22 protein-coding genes and 1 riboswitch are annotated in these 19515 nt (G+C 71.0%); of the genes, 4 read left to right on the forward strand and 18 right to left on the reverse strand.

All coding sequences use genetic code 11. The features are described 5' to 3' along the window. Window positions 1-68 precede the first annotated feature (68 nt). From ABZX85_RS00095 to ABZX85_RS00105, 3 genes are all read left to right on the forward strand, one after another. Complete coding sequence (locus ABZX85_RS00095) at window positions 69-488, forward strand: VOC family protein (RefSeq protein WP_355860984.1); 420 nt, start codon at window positions 69-71, stop codon at window positions 486-488. Window positions 489-512: 24 nt separating this feature from the next. Continuing rightward, window positions 513-1637, forward strand: coding sequence for an LOG family protein (locus ABZX85_RS00100; protein ID WP_355860987.1), 1125 nt, complete (start codon window positions 513-515; stop codon window positions 1635-1637). Window positions 1638-1832: 195 nt separating this feature from the next. Beyond that, a complete protein-coding gene (locus tag ABZX85_RS00105) occupies window positions 1833-2489 on the forward strand; it encodes an LAETG motif-containing sortase-dependent surface protein (RefSeq protein WP_355862261.1) in 657 nt (218 codons plus the stop codon). Between the two features lie 31 nt (window positions 2490-2520). Here ABZX85_RS00105 and ABZX85_RS00110 read toward each other — a convergent pair whose 3' ends face one another. The 12 genes from ABZX85_RS00110 to rpsB form a co-directional block, all read right to left on the reverse strand. Continuing rightward, a complete protein-coding gene (locus ABZX85_RS00110) occupies window positions 2521-3297 on the reverse strand; it encodes a maleylpyruvate isomerase family mycothiol-dependent enzyme (RefSeq protein ID WP_355860990.1) in 777 nt (258 codons plus the stop codon). A 9-nt stretch (window positions 3298-3306) separates the two neighbouring features. Continuing rightward, window positions 3307-4332 carry an ABC transporter ATP-binding protein gene (locus ABZX85_RS00115; RefSeq protein ID WP_355860993.1) on the reverse strand — a complete coding sequence of 342 codons (1026 nt, stop codon included), beginning with the start codon at window positions 4330-4332 and terminating at the stop codon, window positions 3307-3309. After that, window positions 4332-5933 (reverse strand): iron ABC transporter permease, encoded by a 1602-nt coding sequence (locus tag ABZX85_RS00120; protein WP_355860996.1) that lies wholly within the window; start codon window positions 5931-5933, stop codon window positions 4332-4334. The genes ABZX85_RS00115 and ABZX85_RS00120 overlap by 1 nt, the downstream gene beginning before the upstream one ends. Window positions 5934-5947: 14 nt before the next feature. Continuing rightward, a complete protein-coding gene (locus ABZX85_RS00125) occupies window positions 5948-7036 on the reverse strand; it encodes a thiamine ABC transporter substrate-binding protein (protein WP_355862263.1) in 1089 nt (362 codons plus the stop codon). Next, window positions 7027-7134: riboswitch (TPP riboswitch) on the reverse strand. Its footprint overlaps the gene before it by 10 nt. Before the next feature lie 35 nt (window positions 7135-7169). Further along, window positions 7170-8276, reverse strand: coding sequence for a 23S rRNA (adenine(2503)-C(2))-methyltransferase RlmN (gene rlmN, locus ABZX85_RS00130; protein ID WP_355860999.1), 1107 nt, complete (start codon window positions 8274-8276; stop codon window positions 7170-7172). 44 nt (window positions 8277-8320) lie between these two features. Next, complete coding sequence (locus ABZX85_RS00135) at window positions 8321-8497, reverse strand: hypothetical protein (protein WP_355861002.1); 177 nt, start codon at window positions 8495-8497, stop codon at window positions 8321-8323. A 45-nt stretch (window positions 8498-8542) separates the two neighbouring features. Continuing rightward, the gene (locus tag ABZX85_RS00140) at window positions 8543-8722 is read right to left on the reverse strand and encodes a hypothetical protein (protein WP_355861005.1); all 180 of its coding nucleotides are present in this window, start codon (window positions 8720-8722) and stop codon (window positions 8543-8545) included. Between the two features lie 62 nt (window positions 8723-8784). Further along, window positions 8785-9888 carry a phosphatidate cytidylyltransferase gene (locus tag ABZX85_RS00145; RefSeq protein ID WP_355861008.1) on the reverse strand — a complete coding sequence of 368 codons (1104 nt, stop codon included), beginning with the start codon at window positions 9886-9888 and terminating at the stop codon, window positions 8785-8787. After that, a complete protein-coding gene (frr, locus tag ABZX85_RS00150; RefSeq protein WP_355861011.1) occupies window positions 9888-10445 on the reverse strand; it encodes a ribosome recycling factor in 558 nt (185 codons plus the stop codon). Before frr ends, ABZX85_RS00145 begins: the two co-directional genes overlap by 1 nt. Before the next feature lie 121 nt (window positions 10446-10566). Next, window positions 10567-11322 (reverse strand): UMP kinase, encoded by a 756-nt coding sequence (pyrH, locus tag ABZX85_RS00155; RefSeq protein ID WP_355861014.1) that lies wholly within the window; start codon window positions 11320-11322, stop codon window positions 10567-10569. Between the two features lie 170 nt (window positions 11323-11492). After that, entirely contained in the window at window positions 11493-12329 is an 837-nt protein-coding gene (gene tsf, locus ABZX85_RS00160; protein ID WP_355861017.1) for a translation elongation factor Ts, read from the reverse strand. 139 nt (window positions 12330-12468) lie between these two features. After that, entirely contained in the window at window positions 12469-13410 is a 942-nt protein-coding gene (rpsB, locus tag ABZX85_RS00165; protein WP_355861019.1) for a 30S ribosomal protein S2, read from the reverse strand. Window positions 13411-13678: 268 nt separating this feature from the next. Here rpsB and ABZX85_RS00170 point away from each other — a divergent pair, with 268 nt between their 5' ends. Then, a complete protein-coding gene (locus tag ABZX85_RS00170; RefSeq protein WP_355861022.1) occupies window positions 13679-14236 on the forward strand; it encodes a M23 family metallopeptidase in 558 nt (185 codons plus the stop codon). Here ABZX85_RS00170 and ABZX85_RS00175 read toward each other — a convergent pair. The 6 genes from ABZX85_RS00175 to ABZX85_RS00200 all read right to left on the reverse strand — a co-directional run bounded on the left by ABZX85_RS00175 (window position 14128) and on the right by ABZX85_RS00200 (window position 19465). After that, a complete protein-coding gene (locus ABZX85_RS00175; protein ID WP_355862265.1) occupies window positions 14128-14682 on the reverse strand; it encodes a helix-turn-helix domain-containing protein in 555 nt (184 codons plus the stop codon). The genes ABZX85_RS00170 and ABZX85_RS00175 overlap by 109 nt on opposite strands. Window positions 14683-14744: 62 nt before the next feature. Further along, the gene (gene whiG / locus ABZX85_RS00180; protein ID WP_355861025.1) at window positions 14745-15584 is read right to left on the reverse strand and encodes an RNA polymerase sigma factor WhiG; all 840 of its coding nucleotides are present in this window, start codon (window positions 15582-15584) and stop codon (window positions 14745-14747) included. Window positions 15585-15837: 253 nt separating this feature from the next. Continuing rightward, a complete protein-coding gene (dprA, locus tag ABZX85_RS00185; protein WP_355861028.1) occupies window positions 15838-16983 on the reverse strand; it encodes a DNA-processing protein DprA in 1146 nt (381 codons plus the stop codon). A 65-nt stretch (window positions 16984-17048) separates the two neighbouring features. After that, window positions 17049-18674, reverse strand: a complete 1626-nt coding sequence (locus ABZX85_RS00190; protein ID WP_355861031.1) for a YifB family Mg chelatase-like AAA ATPase — start codon at window positions 18672-18674, stop codon at window positions 17049-17051. 1 nt (window position 18675) lies between these two features. Continuing rightward, window positions 18676-19077, reverse strand: a complete 402-nt coding sequence (locus ABZX85_RS00195) for a YraN family protein (protein WP_355862267.1) — start codon at window positions 19075-19077, stop codon at window positions 18676-18678. Window positions 19078-19156: 79 nt separating this feature from the next. Then, complete coding sequence (locus tag ABZX85_RS00200; protein WP_010353840.1) at window positions 19157-19465, reverse strand: DUF2469 domain-containing protein; 309 nt, start codon at window positions 19463-19465, stop codon at window positions 19157-19159. Between the last annotated feature and the right edge of the window lie 50 nt (window positions 19466-19515).

Below are 19515 nucleotides of genomic sequence, written 5' to 3' on the forward strand. Positions count from 1 at the left end.
ATGAGTAGTCGCGGCCCCCACGGTCTACCCCTCGAACACAACGGACCGACACCACCGGAGACCCCGAGATGACCACCCCCGCGTACCAGCAGATGATCTTCGTCAACCTCCCCGTCGCGGACCTCGCCGCCTCGAAGAAGTTCTTCACGGACCTCGGCTACGCGCTGAACCCCCAGTTCAGCGACGACAACGCGGCCTCGGTGGTGATCAGCGACACGATCGTCGCGATGCTCCTGGCGAAGCCCTTCTACGCGACGTTCACGACGAAGGAGATCGCGGACGCCACGAAGACCAGCCAGGTCATGCTCGCCCTGAGCGCCCAGACCCGCGCCGCCGTGGACGAGCTGACGGACCGCGCCCTGTCCCTCGGCGCGACGGAGACCCGCGACCCCCAGGACCACGGCTTCATGTACGGCCGCGCCTTCGACGACCTCGACGGCCACACCTGGGAGATCGTCTGGATGGACCCGTCGGCGATCCAGGGCTGAACCCCGCCCGCCTAGCATGGGCGGGTGCCTCAGACACCCGCCCAGCCGTACGACGGCTACCCCGACCGTGAGATCGAGTCCCTCGCCGAGTTCGACGAGGTGATCGCGACCGTCGGCACCCTGGCCGGCTACCGCGTCCAGGCCGTGGACCTGACGGCCCGTACGGACGCCCTCCTCGCCACCGACACGACCGGCGCCGTCTTCCTCGGCTGCCCCCTCGCCCCGGCGGCGGACACCCACGTCAGAGCGGCCGGCGCGCTCGTCTTCCCGCCGGTCCCGGGCCTCCCCTTCGACCCGTACCGCGCCTTCCTCTACACCCCGGACGAGCTGTTCGACGGCCTGGCGGACGGCTACGACGCGACCCCGGACGCCCGGACGTACGCGTGGTTCCAGGAGACGAAGGCGAACGGCGACGTCTTCGCGTCGATGCTCCGCTCGGTGCACGACGACGCCGTGTCGGACGCGCTGGACGAACTCCTCGTCGGCGCACGGGTCGTAGGGGTCATGGGCGGCCACGCGATGGCGCGCGGGACGGCGGAGTACGCCGGTGCCGCGCGGCTCGGCCGCTCGCTGGCCCGCGCCGGGCTGACCGTCGCGACGGGCGGCGGTCCGGGCGCGATGGAGGCGGCGAACCTGGGCGCGTACGCGGCCCCGTTCGAGGACGGCATGCTGGAGGAGGCGCTGCGACTCCTCGCGAAGGCGCCGACGTTCACACCGTCGGTGACCGAGTGGGCGGCGGCGGCCTTCGAGGTGCGCGCCCAACACCCGGGCGGCGGGCCCTCGGTGGGCATCCCGACCTGGTTCTACGGCCACGAGCCGCCGAACGCGTTCGCCTCCCATACCGCGAAGTACTTCTCCAACGCCACCCGCGAGGACGGCCTGTTGGCGCGCTGCACCGCCGGTGTCGTCTTCCTGCCGGGTGCCGCCGGGACCGTACAGGAGATCTTCGACAACTCGACACCGAACTACTACGAGTCGCGGGGCGAGCCCCGGCCGATGGTGCTGGTGGACGAGGCGCACTGGACCCGACTCCTGCCCGCCTGGCCGCTGTTGGAGGCGCTGGCGAAGGACAGGGCGATGGCGGGGCGGATCGTGCTCGTCGACCGGATCGAAGAGGCGCCCGACGCCTTGAAACGCGCGGGTAATTAATAAGCAAGCAAAGCCGGGGGGCAAATGGGATGCGCGCATTGACACTACTTATGGCGCGCTTATACACCTGTGAGCCTCAAGGGGATGTCGATGCGCCCCGCTTGGGGTCATCTCCTCTCCAGCCCCCCGCAGTTGCGCCTCCCGCAAAGGACAAACGTGTCCATATCCCGCCGCACAGCCGCTCGTTCGGCCCGTATGCTCGGCGTCGCCGCCGCGTCCGCGGCCGTCGTGCTCTCCGCGTCCTCCAGCGCGCTCGCCTGCAACATCCGGGACTTCTCCGCCTCCGCCTCCTGCGACGGTGACAAGGGCGTCATCACCGTCACCGACACGGACGCCACCGGCGTCACCGCCACCGTCGCCGTGTACCTGGAGAACAACGGCAGCGACCTCCGCAAGGTCGGCGAACAGGAGGTGAAGGGCAGCCTGACCGGCACGACCATCACCTTCGCCGAGGAGTGGCAGCCGAACGCGGAGTACCGCGTCCACATCACGGCCGGCAAGCTCGTGAACGAGGACATCTCCCCGAACCTCACCACCCCCTCGAAGGCGTGCAAGACCGAGGAGTCCCCCTCCCCGTCGCCCTCCCCCTCGGAGTCGGACTCCACGAGCCCCTCCCCCACCCCCTCCGACTCCGCGTCCAGCCCGCAGCCGTCGCCCACCCCCAGCGACAGCGAGAGCGGCACCCCGGTCGTGAACAACGCCCCCACCCCCGCGGTCGGTGACTCCCACCTCGCCGAGACCGGCGCGAACTCCAACACCGGCCTGATCGCCGGCATCGCCGCGGCCCTCGTCGTGATCGGCGGCGGCGCGATCTTCTTCGGCATGCGCAGGAAGGGCGGCAGCAACCGCTGACGCCCCGAGAGGTGGGCGTCCCACCGGACGCTCACCTCATCGTCGCCCGCTCCAGCCAGTACTCCAACTTCGGCCGCTCCCCCAGGACTTCGACGGCGTCGAGCGGCAGCCGCCGGTAGAACGCGAGCATCACGTCGGTGAGCGGCCCCCGCATCACGACGTCCGCCCGCTCGTGCCCCCGCCGCCACGCGACCCCGCCCGGCCCCCACTCCACGAGCCACTCGGCGCCGGGCACGTCGGTCGCGTGCAGATGCAGACTCGCCCGCGCCCCCTCCCCCAGCTCCTCGGCGGCGGCGTGCGGCATGGTCCGCTGCACCCAGACGACGATGTCGAGCCACTCGTCGAGCGTGTCGGCGGCGACCTCGCCCGCCACCTCGTACGGCAGCCCGGCCGCGAACGCCGCGTCGGCGCCGTGCACGGTCAGCTCGTGCGCCATCCGGCGCGCCCAGAACCCGGAGCCGGACCGCGCCGCCCACGCCCACGTCCACACCGGCGCCTCGGCCCCGGCCGCCCGCAGCGCCTCCACCACCCCGTGCCCGGTCTCCGCGAGCCACGCGTCGAGCGCCGCCGCGTCCCCCGCGAACTCCGGTGCCACCACGTCCGGGAGCTGCTCCGGCGACCGCTCCCGCACCATCCTCTCCACCCACCCGAGCGCGCTCCCGACATGCCGCAGCAGATCCTCCAGGGACCAGTCCGGGCAGGTCGGGACCGCCTTGCCGAGATCCGCCCCGGACCCGGCCACCGCCCGCAGCCCCGCCATCCGCAGGGCGATCTCGTCGCAGTAACGGTCGTGAGAGAGAAGCGTCATGCCCTCACGCTAAGCGGCTTCGGCTCCCCCGAGAACGACCACTTCGGCCGCGTCGAACCCGACCTCCACCTCGGCCCCGACCTCGGGCGCGTCCCGCAGCGCGACCGCCGCCTCCAGCCGGGGCCCGTCCCCCTCCGGCGCCAGCCGCACCGTGACGTGCGCGCCCTTGAACGTCCGCCCGACGACCGTGCAGCGCAGCCCCTCCCCGATCCGCACCCCGGCCGACCGCACCAGCACGTCCCGCTCCCCCTGCGCCGACCCGGCGGGCACCGGCACCTTCCCCCACGGAGTGAGGGCGGTCTCGCCCTCGACGGTCGCGGGGACGACGTTCTCGAAGCCGAGGAACCTCGCGACGAACGCGTCGGCGGGCCGCTGCCACACGTCGAGGGGCGTACCGGACTGGGCGATCCGCCCGTCGCGCATCACCACGACCCGGTCGGCGAGCGCGAACGCCTCGCCCTGGTCGTGCGTGACGGCGAGGACCGTCGTCCCCAACCGGCCGAACAGCTCCCGCAGTTCGACGACGAGCCGCTCCCGCAGCGAGCGGTCCAGCTGGCCGAGCGGCTCGTCCAGCATGAGGAGCCGGGGCCGGGGAGCGAGCGCCCGCGCCAGCGCGACCCGCTGCTGCTCACCCCCGGAGAGCGCGGCGACGGCCCGCCTCCCGGCCCCGGGCAGCCCGACGAGTTCGAGCAACTCCTCGACACGGGAAGCCTGTTCGCTCTTCGACGAGCCGTGCGCCCGCAGCCCGAACGCGACGTTCCCGGCGACGTCCCGCTGCGGGAACAGCTGATGGTCCTGGAACATCAGCCCGACCTCCCGCCGGTGCACCGGCACCCCGGCCTGGTCCTTCCCCCCGAGCAACACCCGCCCGGCATCGAGGGGTTGGAGCCCGGCGACGACTCGCAGCAGCGTCGACTTCCCACTCCCGCTCGGCCCGAGCACACACACCACCTCGTGCTCGACGACCGCCAGATCGACGGCGTCCAGCACGGCCCGCCCCCCGAACCGCACGGTCGCGCCCTCAAGCCCGAGCATCAGAACTCCCCGCTCCGGTCGGTCCGCAGCCGCTCCAGCACCAGCAGAGCCGCCGCGCACACCACCATCAGAATCGTCGAAAGGGCCATCGCCTGGCCGTAGTTGAGCTCACCGGCCCGCCCCAGCAGCCGTGCCACCGCGACCGGCAGCGTCGGGTTGTCGGGCCGTGCGATGAACACGGTCGCCCCGAACTCCCCGAGCGACACGGCGAACGCGAACCCGGCGGCGACGAGCAACGCCCGCCGCACGAGCGGCAGATCGACCTCCCGCCACACCCGCCACGGCGACGCCCCGAGCACCGCCGCCGCCTCCCGCAGCCGCTGGTCCACCGCCCGCAGCACCGGCAGCATCGTCCGCACCACGAACGGCACCCCCACCAGCGCCTGCGCCAGCGGCACCAGAATCCAGCTGCTCCGAAGGTCCAGCGGCGGTTCGTCCAGCGAGATCAGGAACCCGAACCCGACGGTCACCGCCGACACCCCGAGCGGCAGCATCAGCAGCGCGTCGAACCCCCGCACCAGCCGCCCCGCGTCCCGCCGGGCCAGCGCGGCGGCGGCGAGCCCCCCGATCAGCACGGCGATCCCGGTCGCGACGGCCGCGTACTCAAGGGAGTTGCCGATCGCGTCGATCGGCGGGACCAGGAACACGTTGCCCTCGTCGGACGTCAGCGCCCGGTAGTACGCGAAGTCCGTGCCGCCGAGGGAGCGCCCGACCAGGACCGCGAGCGGCAGCACGAGCAGGAGGGCGATCGTCGCCAACACCCCGGCCAGCAGCGCCCACTGGCCCGGTCCGCGCGGCCGGCGGGCGGTCGTCGACGCGTCCACCAGCCGCAGCGCGCTCTCCCGGCGCCGTACGGTCCAGGCGTGCACGGCGAGGATCGCGCCCACCGCCACGAACTGGACGACCGTGAGGACGGCGGCCGTCGTCAGGTCGAAGATCTCGGACGTCTGCCGGTAGATCTCCACCTCAAGGGTCGAGAAGGTCGGCCCGCCGAGGATCTGCACGACCCCGAACGACGTGAACGTGAACAGGAACACCATCAGCGCGGCGGCGGCGACGGCCGGGCCGAGCGCGGGCAGGGTGACCGCGCGGAACGCCCGCAGCCGCGACGCCCCCAGCACCCGCGCCGCCTCCTCCTGACGCGGGTCGAGCTGCGCCCAGAGCCCGCCGACGGTCCGGACGACGACCGCGTAGTTGAAGAAGACGTGCGCCAGCAGGATCGCCCACACGGTCGTGTCGAGCCGTACGCCCCACAGTTCGTCGGTGAGGCCGCCCCGGCCGACGAGCGCCAGGAACGCCGTACCGACGACGACCGTCGGCAGGACGAACGGGACCGTGACGACCGCGTGCAGGAGGCGGCGGCCGGGGAAGTCGAGGCGGGCGAAGACGTAGGCGCCGGGCAGGGCGATCAGCAGGGTCAGGGCGGTGGAGGCGAGGGCCTGCCAGGTCGTGAACCACAGGACGTGCCGGATGTCCGGCTGGGCGACGACGTCCCAGAGGCGGCCGAGGTGCCAGGTGCCGTCGGCGTGCAGGCCGCGCAGCAGGATCGCGGCGACCGGGTAGGCGAAGAAGATCCCGAAGAACGCCAGCGGCAGGGCCATCAGGCCCAGCCGGACTACTTGAGGACGAGAGAGGCCCACGTCTTGACCCAGTCGTCACGGTCGGCGGCGATCTTCGCCGGGGCCATGGTCTCGGGGGACTTCGCGGCGGGACCGTACTTCGTGAACTCCGCCGGGACCGCCGCGCCCTGGAGCACCGGGTACACGAACATGTTCAGCGGCATGTCCTGCTGGAACTCCTTGCCGATCAGGAAGTCGATCAGCGCCTTGCCGCCGGCGGTGTTCTTGGCGTTGCTGAGCAGGCCGGCGAACTCGATCTGCCGGAAGCAGGTGCCTTCGGCGACGCCGGTGGGCGCGGCCGTCGGCTTCGGGTCCGCGAAGATCACCTCGGCGGGCGGGGAGGAGGCGTACGACACGACGAGCGGCCGGTCCCCCTTGGCCTTCTTGCCGCCGGCCGACCCGGAGAACACCTCGTTGTACGCCTGGTCCCAGCCGTCGACGACCTCGACGCCGTTCGCCTTCAGCTTCTTCCAGTAGTCCTGCCAGCCGTCGTCGCCGTACTTGGCAGCCGTCCCGAGCAGGAAGCCGAGGCCCGGGGAGGACGTCGAGACGTTCTCGGTGACCAGGAGGTCCTTGTACTCGGGCTTGATCAGATCGTCGTACGACGCCGGCGGGGTCAGCTTGTGGTCGGCGAAGTACTTCTTGTCGTAGTTGACGCAGATGTCGCCGTAGTCGACGGGGGTGACCCGGTGCTTTCCGGCGTCGAGCTGGTACTCCTCGCCGACCTGCGCCAGCCCCTTCGCCTCGTACGGCTGGAAGAGGCCGTTGTCGAGGGCGCGGGAGAGGAGGGTGTTGTCGACGCCGAAGAAGACGTCGCCCTGGGGGTTGTCCTTCGTCAGGATCGCCTTGTTGACGGCCTGGCCGGCGTCGCCGTCGGTGAGGACCTTGACCTGGTAGCCGGAGGTCTTCTCGAAGTCGGCGAGGACGGTCTTGGAGACGGCCCAGGAGCTGTGGCTGACGAGGGTGACGGTCTTCGAGCCGGAGCTGGAGGTCTGATCATCAGACTTCTCGGACGATGATCCGCACGCGGAGAGCGCGACCAGACCGAGGCCCACGGCGACAACGACGAACTTCTTCACGGTGATGACCGAACTTCCTACCCAGAATGACCTGGGCGAGGTTCAGAGGGTCTGCGGCCTGTTCACCGCACTCTCAGCGCTGTCGCGCTCCCCTGTCGGATATATGAATGTATGACGACGCGAACGTCCGACGGTCAGCTTACCGCTCGGTCGCGGCGAGCTGGCCGCACGCCCCGTCGATCTCCTGGCCCCGGGTGTCCCGGACGGTGACCGGCACGCCGTGCGCCGCGATCGCCTCCACGAACGCCTTCTCGTCCTCGGGCCGCGACGCGGTCCACTTCGAGCCGGGGGTCGGGTTCAGCGGGATCAGGTTGACGTGCACCGGCTTGCCGCGCAGCAGCCGGCCGAGCCGGTCGCCCCGCCATGCCTGGTCGTTGATGTCCCGGATCAGCGCGTACTCGATCGACAGCCGGCGGCCCGACTTCTCGACGTACTCGAACCCGGCGTCGAGGACCTCGCGGACCTTCCAGCGGGTGTTGACGGGGACGAGGGTGTCGCGGAGTTCGTCGTCCGGGGCGTGCAGGGAGATCGCGAGGCGGCACTTGAAGCCCTCGTCCGCGAACCGGTGGATCGCCGGGACGAGGCCGACGGTCGAGACGGTGATCCCGCGCTGCGAGAGGCCGAGCCCGTCGGGGTTCGGGTCGGTCAGCGCGCGGATGGCGCCGACGACGCGCTTGTAGTTGGCGAGGGGCTCGCCCATCCCCATGAAGACGATGTTGGAGAGCCGGGCGGGCCCCCCGGGCACGTCCCCGTCCCTGAGCGCCCGCATGCCGTCCACGATCTGGTGCACGATCTCGGCGGTCGACAGATTCCGGTCCAGACCCGCCTGCCCCGTCGCGCAGAACGGGCAGTTCATCCCGCATCCGGCCTGCGAGCTGATGCACATCGTCACCCGGTCCGGGTACCGCATCAGCACGGATTCGACGAGCGTCCCGTCGAACATCCGCCACAGCGTCTTGCGGGTCGTGCCCTCGTCGGTCGACAGATGCCGCACGACAGTCATCAGCTCAGGGAACAACGCCTCCTGAAGCTTCCCGCGCGACCCGGCCGGGATGTCCGTCCACTCCGCCGGGTCGTGCGCGTACCGCGCGAAGTAGTGCTGCGAAAGCTGCTTCGCACGAAACGGCTTCTCCCCGACCTCCGCGACAACCTCTTTCCGCTCGGCGGGCGAGAGATCGGCAAGGTGCCGCGGCGGCTTCTTGGCTCCGCGGGGGGCGACGAACGTCAATTCTCCGGGCTTAGGCATAACACCAACCAGTGTCGCAGATCCCCGCGAGTACGCCGACCGGGTCAGAAGAGCGCCAGCACAGCACCGATCACGTTCGCCGTGTACGACTTCGTCCGATGCCACGGCCCGCAGTACAGCTTCACCCGCCGCCGCCCGTTCTGACTCAGGAGCGCACCACACCACCGGCACTGTAAGTCGCCGTGGTAGGTGCCGTCCTCTTCACGTCTCGCACGCTGCATGCGCGCACTTTACGCAAGCCCCCACCGCCTGAGAACCCCGGCCCGTCAGTTCGCGAAGAGATCGAAGAGCGGGTCGAGGGCGCTCGTGACGTACCGCTTCACCCGGTGCCACCCCCGGCAGTACCGCCGCACCCGCCGGCGCCCGTCCTGCACGATCGGTGCCTCGCACCACGCACACGGCAGCGCCCCGTAGAGCCTGCCGTCCTTCCCCCGCCTGGCCAGCATGCGCCGCACCCTACGCAAAGAGCCCCCGCCCGGAAAGGGCGAGGGCTCGGTGCGACCGGGAGTCAGCCGGTGCCGACGAACAGCACCAGCAACGACCACACCACCGGCGCCGTGGGGAGCAGGGAGTCCAGGCGGTCCATGATGCCGCCGTGGCCCGGCAGCAGCGTGCCCATGTCCTTGATGCCCAGGTCCCGCTTGATCATCGACTCGCCGAGGTCGCCCAGCGTGGCGCTGGCGGCGACGGCGAGGCCGAGGAGGAGGCCCTGCCACCAGGTGCCGTCCTCGATGACGTACTGCATGAGCAGGGCACCGGCGACCATCGCGAAGGCGATCGCTCCGAGCAGGCCCTCGCGGGTCTTGCCGGGGCTGATCCGGGGCGCGAGCTTGTGCTTGCCGAAGCGCCAGCCGACGGCGTACGCACCGGTGTCGCTGACGACCGTCAGCACCAGGAAGACGAGGACGCGGCGGTGCCCGTCCTCGGCGGTCAGCATCAGCGCGACGAACGTGGCCAGGAACGGCACGTAGAACGCGGCGAAGACCCCGGCCGTGACGTCCTTGAGGTACCCCTCGGGAGGTTCCGTCATCCGCCAGACCAGCACCGCCAGGGCCGTGAGCGCCATGGCGACCCAGGCCCCCTCGGGCCCGCGGACGTACCCGGCGACGACCATCGCGGCCCCGCCGACGGCGAGCGGCACCAGCGGCGCCTTGATCTGCTTGCGCTCCTGGAGCCGACTGGTCAGCTCCCACAGCCCCACGACGACGGCGACCGCTATCACCCCGACGAACACGGCCTTGACGATGAACAGCGAGGCGACGATCACCGCCCCGAGCCCGATCCCGACCCCTATCGCCGCGCCCAGGTCACGCCCCGCGCTCTTCTTCTGCGGCGCGGCCTGCCGCTCGTCGGCCATGGGCTCCGGTTTCTGCGGCACCGCCGCCTGAGGCTGCGCCGACGGGATCTCGTCGCGGAACAGGGGACCACCGCCCGCTGCGGCGGTCCACCGGTCGTCATCCTGGTCTCCGCCATGAGCGGGTACGTCGGGCACGATGGGCATGGGGCGAGTCTGCTGCGCCTGCGGCGCATCGTACGCGGGACCCGCCGGAGCGCCCCCCCAATACCCGGCCTGTCCGGCCTGTGGCGGCGCCCCCCAGGAAGAGTCGTTCATCAGACTTCGAGCAGCTCCGCTTCTTTGTGCTTGAGCAGCTCGTCCACCTGGGCGACGTACTTCGCGGTCAGGTCGTCGAGTTCCTTCTCGGCGCGGCGCACGTCGTCCTCGCCGGACTCCTTGTCCTTGACCAGCTTGTCGAGGGTGTCCTTGGCCTTGCGGCGGACGGCGCGGATGGAGACCCGGGAGTCCTCGGCCTTGCCGCGCGCGACCTTGATGTAGTCGCGGCGGCGCTCCTCGGTCAGCTCCGGGAAGTTGACGCGGATGATGTTGCCGTCGTTGCTGGGGTTGACGCCCAGGTCCGAGTCACGGATCGCCTGCTCGATGTTGCGCAGCGCCGTCTTGTCGAACGGGGTCACGACGGCCATGCGCGGCTCCGGCACGGAGAACGAGGCCAGCTGGTTGATCGGCGTCGGCGCACCGTAGTACTCGGCCACGATCTTGTTGAACATCGCCGGGTGCGCACGCCCGGTGCGGATCGCGGCGAAGTCCTCCTTGGCGACCACGACGGCCTTCTCCATCTTCTCCTCGGCTTCGAGGAGGGTCTCTTCGATCACCACTTGCTCCTGCGTGTCTTGAGTAGGCCCGGCTGCGGTTCCCTGTCGGTGGCGGCGGCCGGCTGCGTCGCGTCTTCTTCCTGCACGGTTCCCGACCGGCAGGACATTGTCCATCCCCCGGTCAGGCCCGGGTGTCCTGGTCACCCACCAGCGTGCCGATCTTCTCACCCTTGACGGCGCGCGCGATATTGCCCTCGGTCAGCAGCTCGAAGACGAGGATCGGCAGCTTGTTGTCGCGGCACAGCGTGATCGCGGTGGCGTCGGCGACCTTGAGGTCGCGGGTGATGACGTCGGCGTAGCCGAGCGCGTCGAACTTGACCGCGTCGGGGTTGGTCTTCGGGTCGGAGTCGTAGACCCCGTCGACCCCGTTCTTGCCCATGAGGAGGGCCTCGGCGTCGATCTCCAGGGCGCGCTGGGCGGCGGTGGTGTCGGTGGAGAAGTACGGCATGCCCATACCGGCGCCGAAGATGACGACGCGGCCCTTCTCCAGGTGGCGCACGGCGCGCAGCGGGATGTACGGCTCGGCGACCTGGCCCATGGTGATGGCGGTCTGCACCCGGGAGTCGATGCCCTCCTTCTCCAGGAAGTCCTGGAGGGCGAGGCAGTTCATGACGGTGCCGAGCATGCCCATGTAGTCGGAGCGGGCCCGGTCCATGCCGCGCTGCTGGAGCTCGGCGCCCCGGAAGAAGTTGCCGCCGCCGATGACGACGGCGATCTGGGCGCCGTCACGGACGACGGCCGCGATCTCCCGGGCGATCTTGTGCACCACGTCGGGGTCCACACCCAGTCCGCCGCCACCGGCAAACGCCTCGCCGGACAGCTTCAGCATGAACCGGCCGCTTACCTTGCCGTCGTCGCTCTTCTGGGTGGTGGTCATGGGTGTTCCCGCCTCTTTCACGTGGTGCACATACTGCGCATACGAAGAAGGCCACTGCCGGTGGGGTGTGTTCGCAACCCGTGCGCGGCAATGGCCTCCTCGTCAGATCTGCTGTAGTCCGTGACGTGCGTCCGACCCTATAGCGGCCGGACGCCTGTCGAGGTACAGACTCAGATGCCGACCTTGATACGCGTGAAGCGCTTCAGGGTGACACCGGCCTCGTCCAGGACCTTCTGGACGGACTTCTTGTTGTCCAGCGCGTACGGCTGGCCGAGCAGCGTGGCGTCCTTGAAGAAGCCGTTCACGCGACCCTCGACGATCTTGGCGATCGCGGCCTCGGGCTTGCCCTCGGCGCGGGTGGTCTCCTCGGCGATACGGCGCTCCGACTCGACGATCTCGGCCGGGACGTCGTCCTTGGTGAGGTACTTCGGCGCGAAGGCGGCGATGTGCTGGGCGATGCCCTTGGCGACGTCGGCACTCGGCTTGTCCAGCTCGACGAGGACACCGATCTGCGGGGGCAGGTCGGGCATCGTGCGGTGCATGTACGCGAAGACGAAGCCGTCGCCGTACTGCGCGAAGCGGTCGAGGACGATCTTCTCGCCGAGGTTGGCGTTGGCCTCGTCGACGAACGCCTGGACGGTCTTGCCGGCCTCGATCTCGGAGCCGAGGAGGGCGGCGAGGTCGGCCGGGGAGGTCGCGACGACGTGCTCGGCGATCTGCTGGGCGACGGCCTGGAACTTCTCGCCCTTGGCGACGAAGTCCGTCTCGCACTTCAGCTCGACGAGGACGCCGGAGCTGTTGTCGTCCGCGATGATCGAGACGACGGCGCCGTTCTCGGCGGAGCGGCCCTCGCGCTTGGCGACGCCCTTCTGGCCCTTGATGCGCAGCGCCTCGACGGCCTTCTCGACGTTGCCGTCGGCCTCGTCCAGGGCCTTCTTGCAGTCCATCATGCCGGCACCGGTGAGCTCACGGAGCTTCTTGACGTCGGCGGCGGTGTAGTTCGCCATGAGTCTGTAAGTCTTTCTGGAAGTCTGGAAGATCTACCTGTCCCGGCCTACCTGTAGCGGTGGCGCGGGACCTGCGGATGAACGGCGGGGGCGGCCCGGATGTCGTGCCGCCCCCGCCGTCAACGCTGACGGTTGCGGGTCAGCCCTGCTCGGCCTCGGCGGCGGGCGCCTCGACGGCCTCGGCCTCGACGGCCGGGGTCTCCTCGGCGACCGGAGCGGCCTCAGCCTCGGCCTCGGCGACCGGAGCGGCCTCGGCGGCGGGGGCCTCGGCAGCGGGAGCCTCAGCGGCGGGCGCCTCGTCGGCCTTCTTCTCGCCCTCGAGGAGGTCGCGCTCCCAGGCGGCGAGCGGCTCGGCGGCGGCCTTGTCGCCCTTGTCACCGGTGTTGACGCCGGAGCGGGAGATGAGGCCCTCGGCGACGGCGTCGGCGATGACGCGGGTGAGCAGGGTGACGGAGCGGATCGCGTCGTCGTTGCCCGGGATCTTGTAGTCGACCTCGTCGGGGTCGCAGTTGGTGTCGAGGATGGCGACGACCGGGATGTTCAGCTTCCGGGCCTCACCGACCGCGATGTGCTCCTTCTTGGTGTCCACGATCCAGACGGCGCTGGGAACCTTGGACATCTCACGGATACCACCGAGGGTCTTCTCCAGCTTGGCCTTCTCGCGCGAGAGCACGAGGAGTTCCTTCTTGGTGAGACCGGACGCGGCGACGTCCTCGAAGTCAATGAGCTCAAGCTCCTTCAGACGCTGAAGGCGCTTGTAGACGGTGGAGAAGTTGGTGAGCATGCCGCCCAGCCAGCGCTGGTTGACGTAGGGCATGCCGACGCGGGTCGCCTGCTCGGCGATCGCTTCCTGCGCCTGCTTCTTCGTGCCGACGAACATGACCGTGCCGCCGTGGGCGACGGTCTCCTTGACGAACTCGTAGGCGCGGTCGATGTACGACAGCGACTGGAGCAGGTCGATGATGTAGATGCCGTTGCGCTCGGTGAAGATGAAGCGCTTCATCTTCGGGTTCCAGCGACGGGTCTGGTGACCGAAGTGGACGCCGCTCTCCAGCAGCTCCCGCATCGTGACGACGGCCATGGCCGCACTCCTCGTGTTTCTCGGTTGCCGCGGGAACCGGACGGCTCCCGCGCCTGACGCCCGCGGTGCGCCGAGCCACGAAGGACCGAGGGGCGCTGATACGGACCGTTTCCGATCCCGTACCGGGGCGTGCGAAGTCGACCCGGTGACCCGGATCGCCGCTAAAAGTGTACGGGACGCGTACACCCCCGAATGACGCCGCTGTCCACAACCCCGGAGTACTCCACAGGCGTGAACGCGTACGACCGCGAAACCGCAGGCTTCCCGCATGAACAAAGCCCTCTACGCCCTACTGCTCCTGTTGCCCCCGTCGGCCACCTGGCCCATCACCCCCCGCCCCCCGATCCTGCGCCCCTACGACCCGCCCCCGACCCCCTACGCGAAGGGCCACCGAGGCGTCGACCTCTCCGCACCCCCCGGCACCCCGGTCCGCTCCCCCGCCCCCGCCACCGTCACCTTCGCCGGCCGCATCGCGGGCAGAGGCGTCCTCACGCTGGAACTCCACGACACCGGCACCCCACCCCTCCACACCACCTACGAACCGGTCCTCCCCCAGGTCACGAAGGGCGACACCCTCACCGAGGGCCAGCTCGTCGCCACCACGGAACCCACCGGCTCGCACTGCACGACTCCGTGCCTCCACTGGGGCCTGAAACAGGGAGACACCTACCTCAATCCCTTGTCGCTCCTCCCCCGCAGCCTGCCCAGACTGCTCCCCTACCTGGACACCCCCCGCAACACCATCCCCACCGCAGCCTCGGCGACCACCCCCGGCTCCTCGACCCCCAGCTCGATCCGTCGCACGGCGGAGTCCACCACGCCCTGAACCAGCATCGCGGCCAGCCGGGGCTCCTCGTGCCCGAGCTCGGCCAGCGCCTCGACGATCATCGCGACGAGGCCCCCGTGGGCGGCGCGGATCTTCTCTCGCGCCCCCGCGTCCAGCTCGCTCGCGGAGATGGCGACGACAGCGCGGTGGCGCCGGTCCCCGACCAGCTCCAACTGCTTGCGGACGTACGCCTCGACCTTGGCCGCACCGCCCTCGACCGCCCCCATGGCCTTCTCGACCTCGGCGGACCAGACGGGGAAGTCGACCTCGCACAGCTCCTCGACAACGGCCGCGCGGGAGCGGAAGTACTCGTACACCGACGAGCGCGCGAGCCCCGTCCGCTCGGCGAGCGCCGGGAAGGTCAGCGCCTCCGTACCCCCCTCGGACAGCAGGGACCGGGCCGCGTCCAACAGGGCGGCGCGCTGCATCGACCGGTGCTCGGCCACGGAGGCCGCTCGAATCCTTGGCACACGTCCACTGTACGGACGCCCCGCCCCGCACGGGAGACTCAGCGTCCGAACCCGGCCAGCTTCGCCCGCAGCTGGAGCACCGACTTCGTGTGGATCTGGCTGACCCGGCTCTCGGTCACCCCCAGCACGTTCCCGATCTCCGCGAGCGTGAGCCCCTCGTAGTAGTACAGCGTGACGACGGTCTTCTCCCGGTCGGGCAGCGTGTTGATCGCCCGCGCCAGGAACCGCCGCAGCTCCCGGTCCTCCGCCACCTCCACGGGATTGTCCGCGGCGTGGTCCTCCAGCGTGTCCATGAAGCTGAGCCCGTCGCCGCCCTCGCTCCCGACGTGCAGCAGCTCGTCCAGCGCGACGACGTTGGCCAGCGACAGCTGGCTGAACACGGCGTGCAGGTCCTCGACGGCGATCCCCAGCTCCGCCGCCACCTCCTGCTCGCTCGGCGTCCGCCGCAGCCGCGCCTCCAGCGTCGCGTACGCCCGCTCCACGTTGCGCGCCTTCTGCCGCACCGACCGCGGAATCCAGTCCAGCGCCCGGAGTTCGTCGATCATCGCCCCGCGGATACGGGTGATCGCGTACGTCTCGAACTTGATCTCCCGGTCGACGTCGAACTTCTCGATCGCGTCGATCAGCCCGAAGATCCCGGACGACACGAAGTCCGCCTGCTCCACGTTGGGCGGCAGCCCCACGCTGACCCGCCCCGCCACGTATTTCACGAGGGGCGAGTAGTGCAGGATCAACTGCTCCCGCAGCCGTTCGTCCCCCGTCTCCTTGTACGACCGCCACAGCTCGTCGAGCGTCGAGGGAGCGGGACGCACGCTGCCACCGTCCCGGGCGGCTGGGGGGACAGCCGTCCGGTCGGACCCGGAGGTGTGCTGGGGCATTCGTCGCCTTGTGCCGTTCTGCCGTGAGTACGTGAGGTAGGAGTGCCTACGGCCGTTCTGTGCCGGAATCCCCGTGAGCGTAGCGTGACAAAGCTGTCGCGGTGTGCGAAGAACGGGGCCCGGCAGGTGCGCAGATACGTTCACTCCGCCGTCCCGCAGGGGCCGACTCGGTACTCGTGTGATCTGTCGCGTTCGTCAACTGCCGGAATTCCCAAGGGGTTACGCGTTCCCTCGGACGGCCGAACCGCGCGCCTCACCGGCCGCCCCGATCGCCGCGAACGGACATCACCGCCTGGCGTGTCAACTTCCAGCTCTCGCCGTGTCGTTCGACGTACCCGAGTGCCCGCAGTTCGTACAGCCGGACGACGGCGTCGTCCCGGGCGGTGAGGGCGGCCCGCGCGATCTCCGCGACGCCGGCCGCGCGGTTGCCCGGCAGCGCGTCCAGCACCTGCCGGGCCGCCGGGTCCAGCAGGTCCCGGGGCAGGACGGCTCCCCGCCGCTCCGGCCCCAGCTCACCCATCTCCCCCACCAGCTCCACGACATCGGCCGCGTCGGTCACCACCTGCCCGCCCCCGCGCAGCAGTTCATGCACCCCGGCGGACAACGCGCTGGTCACCGGCCCGGGTACGCCCATCGTGTGCCGCCCGAGCCGCTGCGCCGCCCTGGCCGTCACGAGCGAGCCGCTCCGCACGGCCGCCTCCACGACGACGGTCCCCCGCGTCAGGGCGGCGATGACCCGGTTGCGCAGTACGAACCGGCTGGGCGTCGGGTGTGCTCCCGGCGGCAACTCCCCCACCACGAGCCCCTGCTGGGCGATCCTCCCGATCAACTCGGCGTGCCCGCGCGGGTACACCTGGTCCACCCCGCACGCCAGCACGGCCACGGTCGCCCCGCCCACGCCCAACGCCCCCCGATGCGCGGCCCCGTCGACCCCATAGGCACCCCCGGACACCACCACCCACCCCCGCTCGGCCAGCCCCGCCCCCAGCGAGGCCCCCACATGCGCCCCGTACTCCGTACAGGCCCGGGCCCCCACCACCGCCACGGCCCGCAGCCCCCACACCCTGAGACTGGCCCGCCCCCTCACCCACAACCCCAAGGGCCGCCCATCCCCCAACTCATCCAGTGCGGACGGCCACTCCACCTCCCCCGGACAGACAAACCGAGCCCCAACCCCCTCCACCACCTCCAGATCCCGCCCCCCATCAGCCACCTCGGCCCTGGCCCGCATCCCCTCCCACCGCCGCTCGGTGACCCCCTCCGGCACCACCCCACCCCGCCGCACCCACCGCACCGCCTCCACAGCCCCGACCCCCCGAACCCACCGCCCCCCGACCTCGTCCCCAGGCTCGACAACCCGCCCGAGAAACACCCGCGCGACGCGCTCTTCCTCCGTCATGCGCCCTTCCTTCCGGTCCTTCCGGGAGGGGCCGCGCACCGGAGTACGCGGCCCGACCCTCTGTCTCAGGTCAACGCGCCGATCGCCATCGGCACCCCGCGCGGAACCCCGGTCCTCAGCTGGAGGGCCAGGGCGACGTCGGTCGCGTCGGGACGGTCGTGGCCGACGAGGTCGGCGACCGTCCAGGCGACCCGCAGGACCCGGTCGACACCCCGGGCCGTGAGGACACCGCGTTCGAGACCCCGTTCGGCCTCGTCCATCGCACCGGGCACCGCGTGCCAGCGGCTGCGCAGCTCCCGGCCGGGGATCTCGCTGTTGGTCCGCCAGGGAGTGCCGACGAACCGGGCCGCCGCGCGCTCCCGGGCGGCCAGCACCCGGGCGGCGACCGTCGCCGTGGACTCACCGCCGGGGCCCCGGTGCGTCAGTTCGGCGCGCCCGACCGGGTCCACCTCGACCCTCAGGTCGACCCGGTCGAGGAGGGGCCCGGAGAGCCGGGCCTGGTAGCGCCGGATCACCGAGGGCGGGCACTCGCACGAGGTGTCCCGCAGCGAGAACCGCCCGCAGGGGCACGGGTTCGCCGCGAGCACCATCAGGAACCGCGCCGGGAACCGCACGACGCCGGCGCTGCGGGCGATCACGACGTGCCCCGCCTCCAGCGGCTGGCGCAGGGCGTCGAGCGCGGTGCTGTTGAACTCCGGGGCCTCGTCCAGGAAGAGGACGCCCCGGTGTGCCAGCGACACCGCTCCGGGCCGGGCGATACCGGGGCCGCCGCCGACGAGTGCCTGCATCGTGGCCGAGTGGTGCGGGGCGCAGTACGGGGCCACGTCGACGAGCGGCTTGCCCGGCGGCAGCAGACCGGCGACCGAGTGCACGGCCGTGACCTCCAGGGACTCCTCCCGCCCGAGCGGGGGCAGCACGGCCGGCAGCCGTTCGGCCAGCATGGTCTTGCCGGCTCCGGGCGGGCCCTCCAGGAACAGATGGTGGCCGCCCGCCGCCGAGACCTCCACCGCCGTACGGGCCGAGAGCTGGCCGACGACGTCGGCGAGATCGTGACCCTGGTCCTGCTGGGCGGCGCCCATGCTGTGCATGCCGGTCGCCGCGCCCGTCCCGGGCACCCGCAGGCCCGCCAGCAGCGGATCGGGGCGTCCCGCCTCGTCCGGTACCTCCTCGGGCACCGGCTCGTCCGCGAGGACCGCGATCAGCTGGCGCAGGCTGCGCACCCCGAGCACGGAGACCCCGGGCACCAGCGACGCCTCCGCCGCCGCGCACTCCGGGACGACGACCTGCTGGTACCCCGACTCCGCGGCGGCCAGCACGGCGGGCAGGATGCCCCGCACCGGACGGACCCGCCCGTCGAGGCCCAGCTCACCGATCATCACGATGTCGGCCAGCACCCTCGGGTCGATCCGCTCCGCCGCGCCGAGCACCGCGCAGGCGACGGCGAGGTCGAAGCCGGAGCCCGCCTTGGGCACCGACGCCGGGCTGAGCCCGACCGTGAGTTTCTTCTGCGGCCACTCGTCACCCGAGTTCACCACCGCCGCCCGAACCCGGTCCTTGCTCTCCGTCAGGCTCTTGTCCGGCAGCCCCACCAGTGTGAAGGCCGCCACCCCGGGCTCCAGGTCCGCCTGGACCTCGACGACGACGCCCTCGACGCCGACGAGGGCCACGGAGCAGGTGCGTGCGAACCCCATCTCAGGCCACCCCCCGGACGTGCTCGACGACGGCGGCACCCCGCCGGGGCAGGAGGACCGCGACGACGTCGATGCGGACGCCGCCGGGCGGCGCGCCGCCGTGGGTGTGGAGCCAGTGTTCGGCGAGCCCGCGCAGGCGGTCCGCCTTCCGGGGCGTCACGGCGGCCAGGGGATGCTGAAAGGGCCCGTCCCGCCGCGTCTTCACCTCGCAGACGACCAGGACGTCCCCGTCCCGCGCCACGATGTCGATCTCACCGGCCCTGCCGGAGCGCCAGTTGCGCTCCAGGACCGTCATCCCGGCCTCGGCCAGCCGCCGTGCGGCCAGCTCCTCGCCGTACTCTCCGATTGCCTTGCGTGCCAGATCCGCGTTCATGTCGGCACCACCTCCGGCACCGACGATCACGCATCCGACCACCCCGAAATGATCTTGGTGGACAGTCCGCGGCCTGTGGAAAACCCCGTCACCCGGCAGGGTGACGCGATCAGTTCCCCGGCAGCTCCAGATCGCTCTTGTTCAGCTCCTCGATGTTCACGTCCTTGAACGTCAACACCCTCACCTGCTTCACGAACCGAGCCGGCCGGTACATGTCCCACACCCAGGCGTCCGCCATGGACACCTCGAAGAACACCTCACCCTGGACCGAGTGCACCTGCATCTCGTAGTCGTTGGTGAGATAGAACCGCCGCTCGGTCTCGATCACGTACTTGAACAGACCGACGACATCGCGGTACTCCCGATAGAGCTTCAGCTCCATCTCGGTCTCGTACTTTTCGAGGTCCTCGGCGCTCATGGCATGTTCCCCTTCAGCCGTGCGGTCCCACCATTGTGCGCCAGTCCCGC

The organism is Streptomyces sp. NPDC004539 (assembly GCF_040610055.1).
In the GTDB taxonomy this organism is placed as follows: domain Bacteria; phylum Actinomycetota; class Actinomycetes; order Streptomycetales; family Streptomycetaceae; genus Streptomyces.

Excerpts from the sequence above, each read along its gene's own strand:
- ABZX85_RS00095 (WP_355860984.1), top strand. The coding sequence starts at position 69 with ATGACCACCCCCGCGTACCAGCAGATGATCTTCGTCAACCTCCCCGTC.
- ABZX85_RS00105 (WP_355862261.1), top strand. The coding sequence starts at position 1,833 with ATGCTCGGCGTCGCCGCCGCGTCCGCGGCCGTCGTGCTCTCCGCGTCC.
- ABZX85_RS00110 (WP_355860990.1), bottom strand. The coding sequence starts at position 3,297 with ATGACGCTTCTCTCTCACGACCGTTACTGCGACGAGATCGCCCTGCGG.
- ABZX85_RS00115 (WP_355860993.1), bottom strand. The coding sequence starts at position 4,332 with ATGCTCGGGCTTGAGGGCGCGACCGTGCGGTTCGGGGGGCGGGCCGTG.
- ABZX85_RS00120 (WP_355860996.1), bottom strand. The coding sequence starts at position 5,933 with ATGGCCCTGCCGCTGGCGTTCTTCGGGATCTTCTTCGCCTACCCGGTC.
- rlmN (WP_355860999.1), bottom strand. The coding sequence starts at position 8,276 with ATGCCTAAGCCCGGAGAATTGACGTTCGTCGCCCCCCGCGGAGCCAAG.
- ABZX85_RS00135 (WP_355861002.1), bottom strand. The coding sequence starts at position 8,497 with ATGCAGCGTGCGAGACGTGAAGAGGACGGCACCTACCACGGCGACTTA.
- ABZX85_RS00140 (WP_355861005.1), bottom strand. The coding sequence starts at position 8,722 with ATGCTGGCCAGGCGGGGGAAGGACGGCAGGCTCTACGGGGCGCTGCCG.
- ABZX85_RS00145 (WP_355861008.1), bottom strand. The coding sequence starts at position 9,888 with ATGAACGACTCTTCCTGGGGGGCGCCGCCACAGGCCGGACAGGCCGGG.
- pyrH (WP_355861014.1), bottom strand. The coding sequence starts at position 11,322 with ATGACCACCACCCAGAAGAGCGACGACGGCAAGGTAAGCGGCCGGTTC.
- tsf (WP_355861017.1), bottom strand. The coding sequence starts at position 12,329 with ATGGCGAACTACACCGCCGCCGACGTCAAGAAGCTCCGTGAGCTCACC.
- rpsB (WP_355861019.1), bottom strand. The coding sequence starts at position 13,410 with ATGGCCGTCGTCACGATGCGGGAGCTGCTGGAGAGCGGCGTCCACTTC.
- ABZX85_RS00170 (WP_355861022.1), top strand. The coding sequence starts at position 13,679 with ATGAACAAAGCCCTCTACGCCCTACTGCTCCTGTTGCCCCCGTCGGCC.
- whiG (WP_355861025.1), bottom strand. The coding sequence starts at position 15,584 with ATGCCCCAGCACACCTCCGGGTCCGACCGGACGGCTGTCCCCCCAGCC.
- dprA (WP_355861028.1), bottom strand. The coding sequence starts at position 16,983 with ATGACGGAGGAAGAGCGCGTCGCGCGGGTGTTTCTCGGGCGGGTTGTC.
- ABZX85_RS00190 (WP_355861031.1), bottom strand. The coding sequence starts at position 18,674 with ATGGGGTTCGCACGCACCTGCTCCGTGGCCCTCGTCGGCGTCGAGGGC.
- ABZX85_RS00200 (WP_010353840.1), bottom strand. The coding sequence starts at position 19,465 with ATGAGCGCCGAGGACCTCGAAAAGTACGAGACCGAGATGGAGCTGAAG.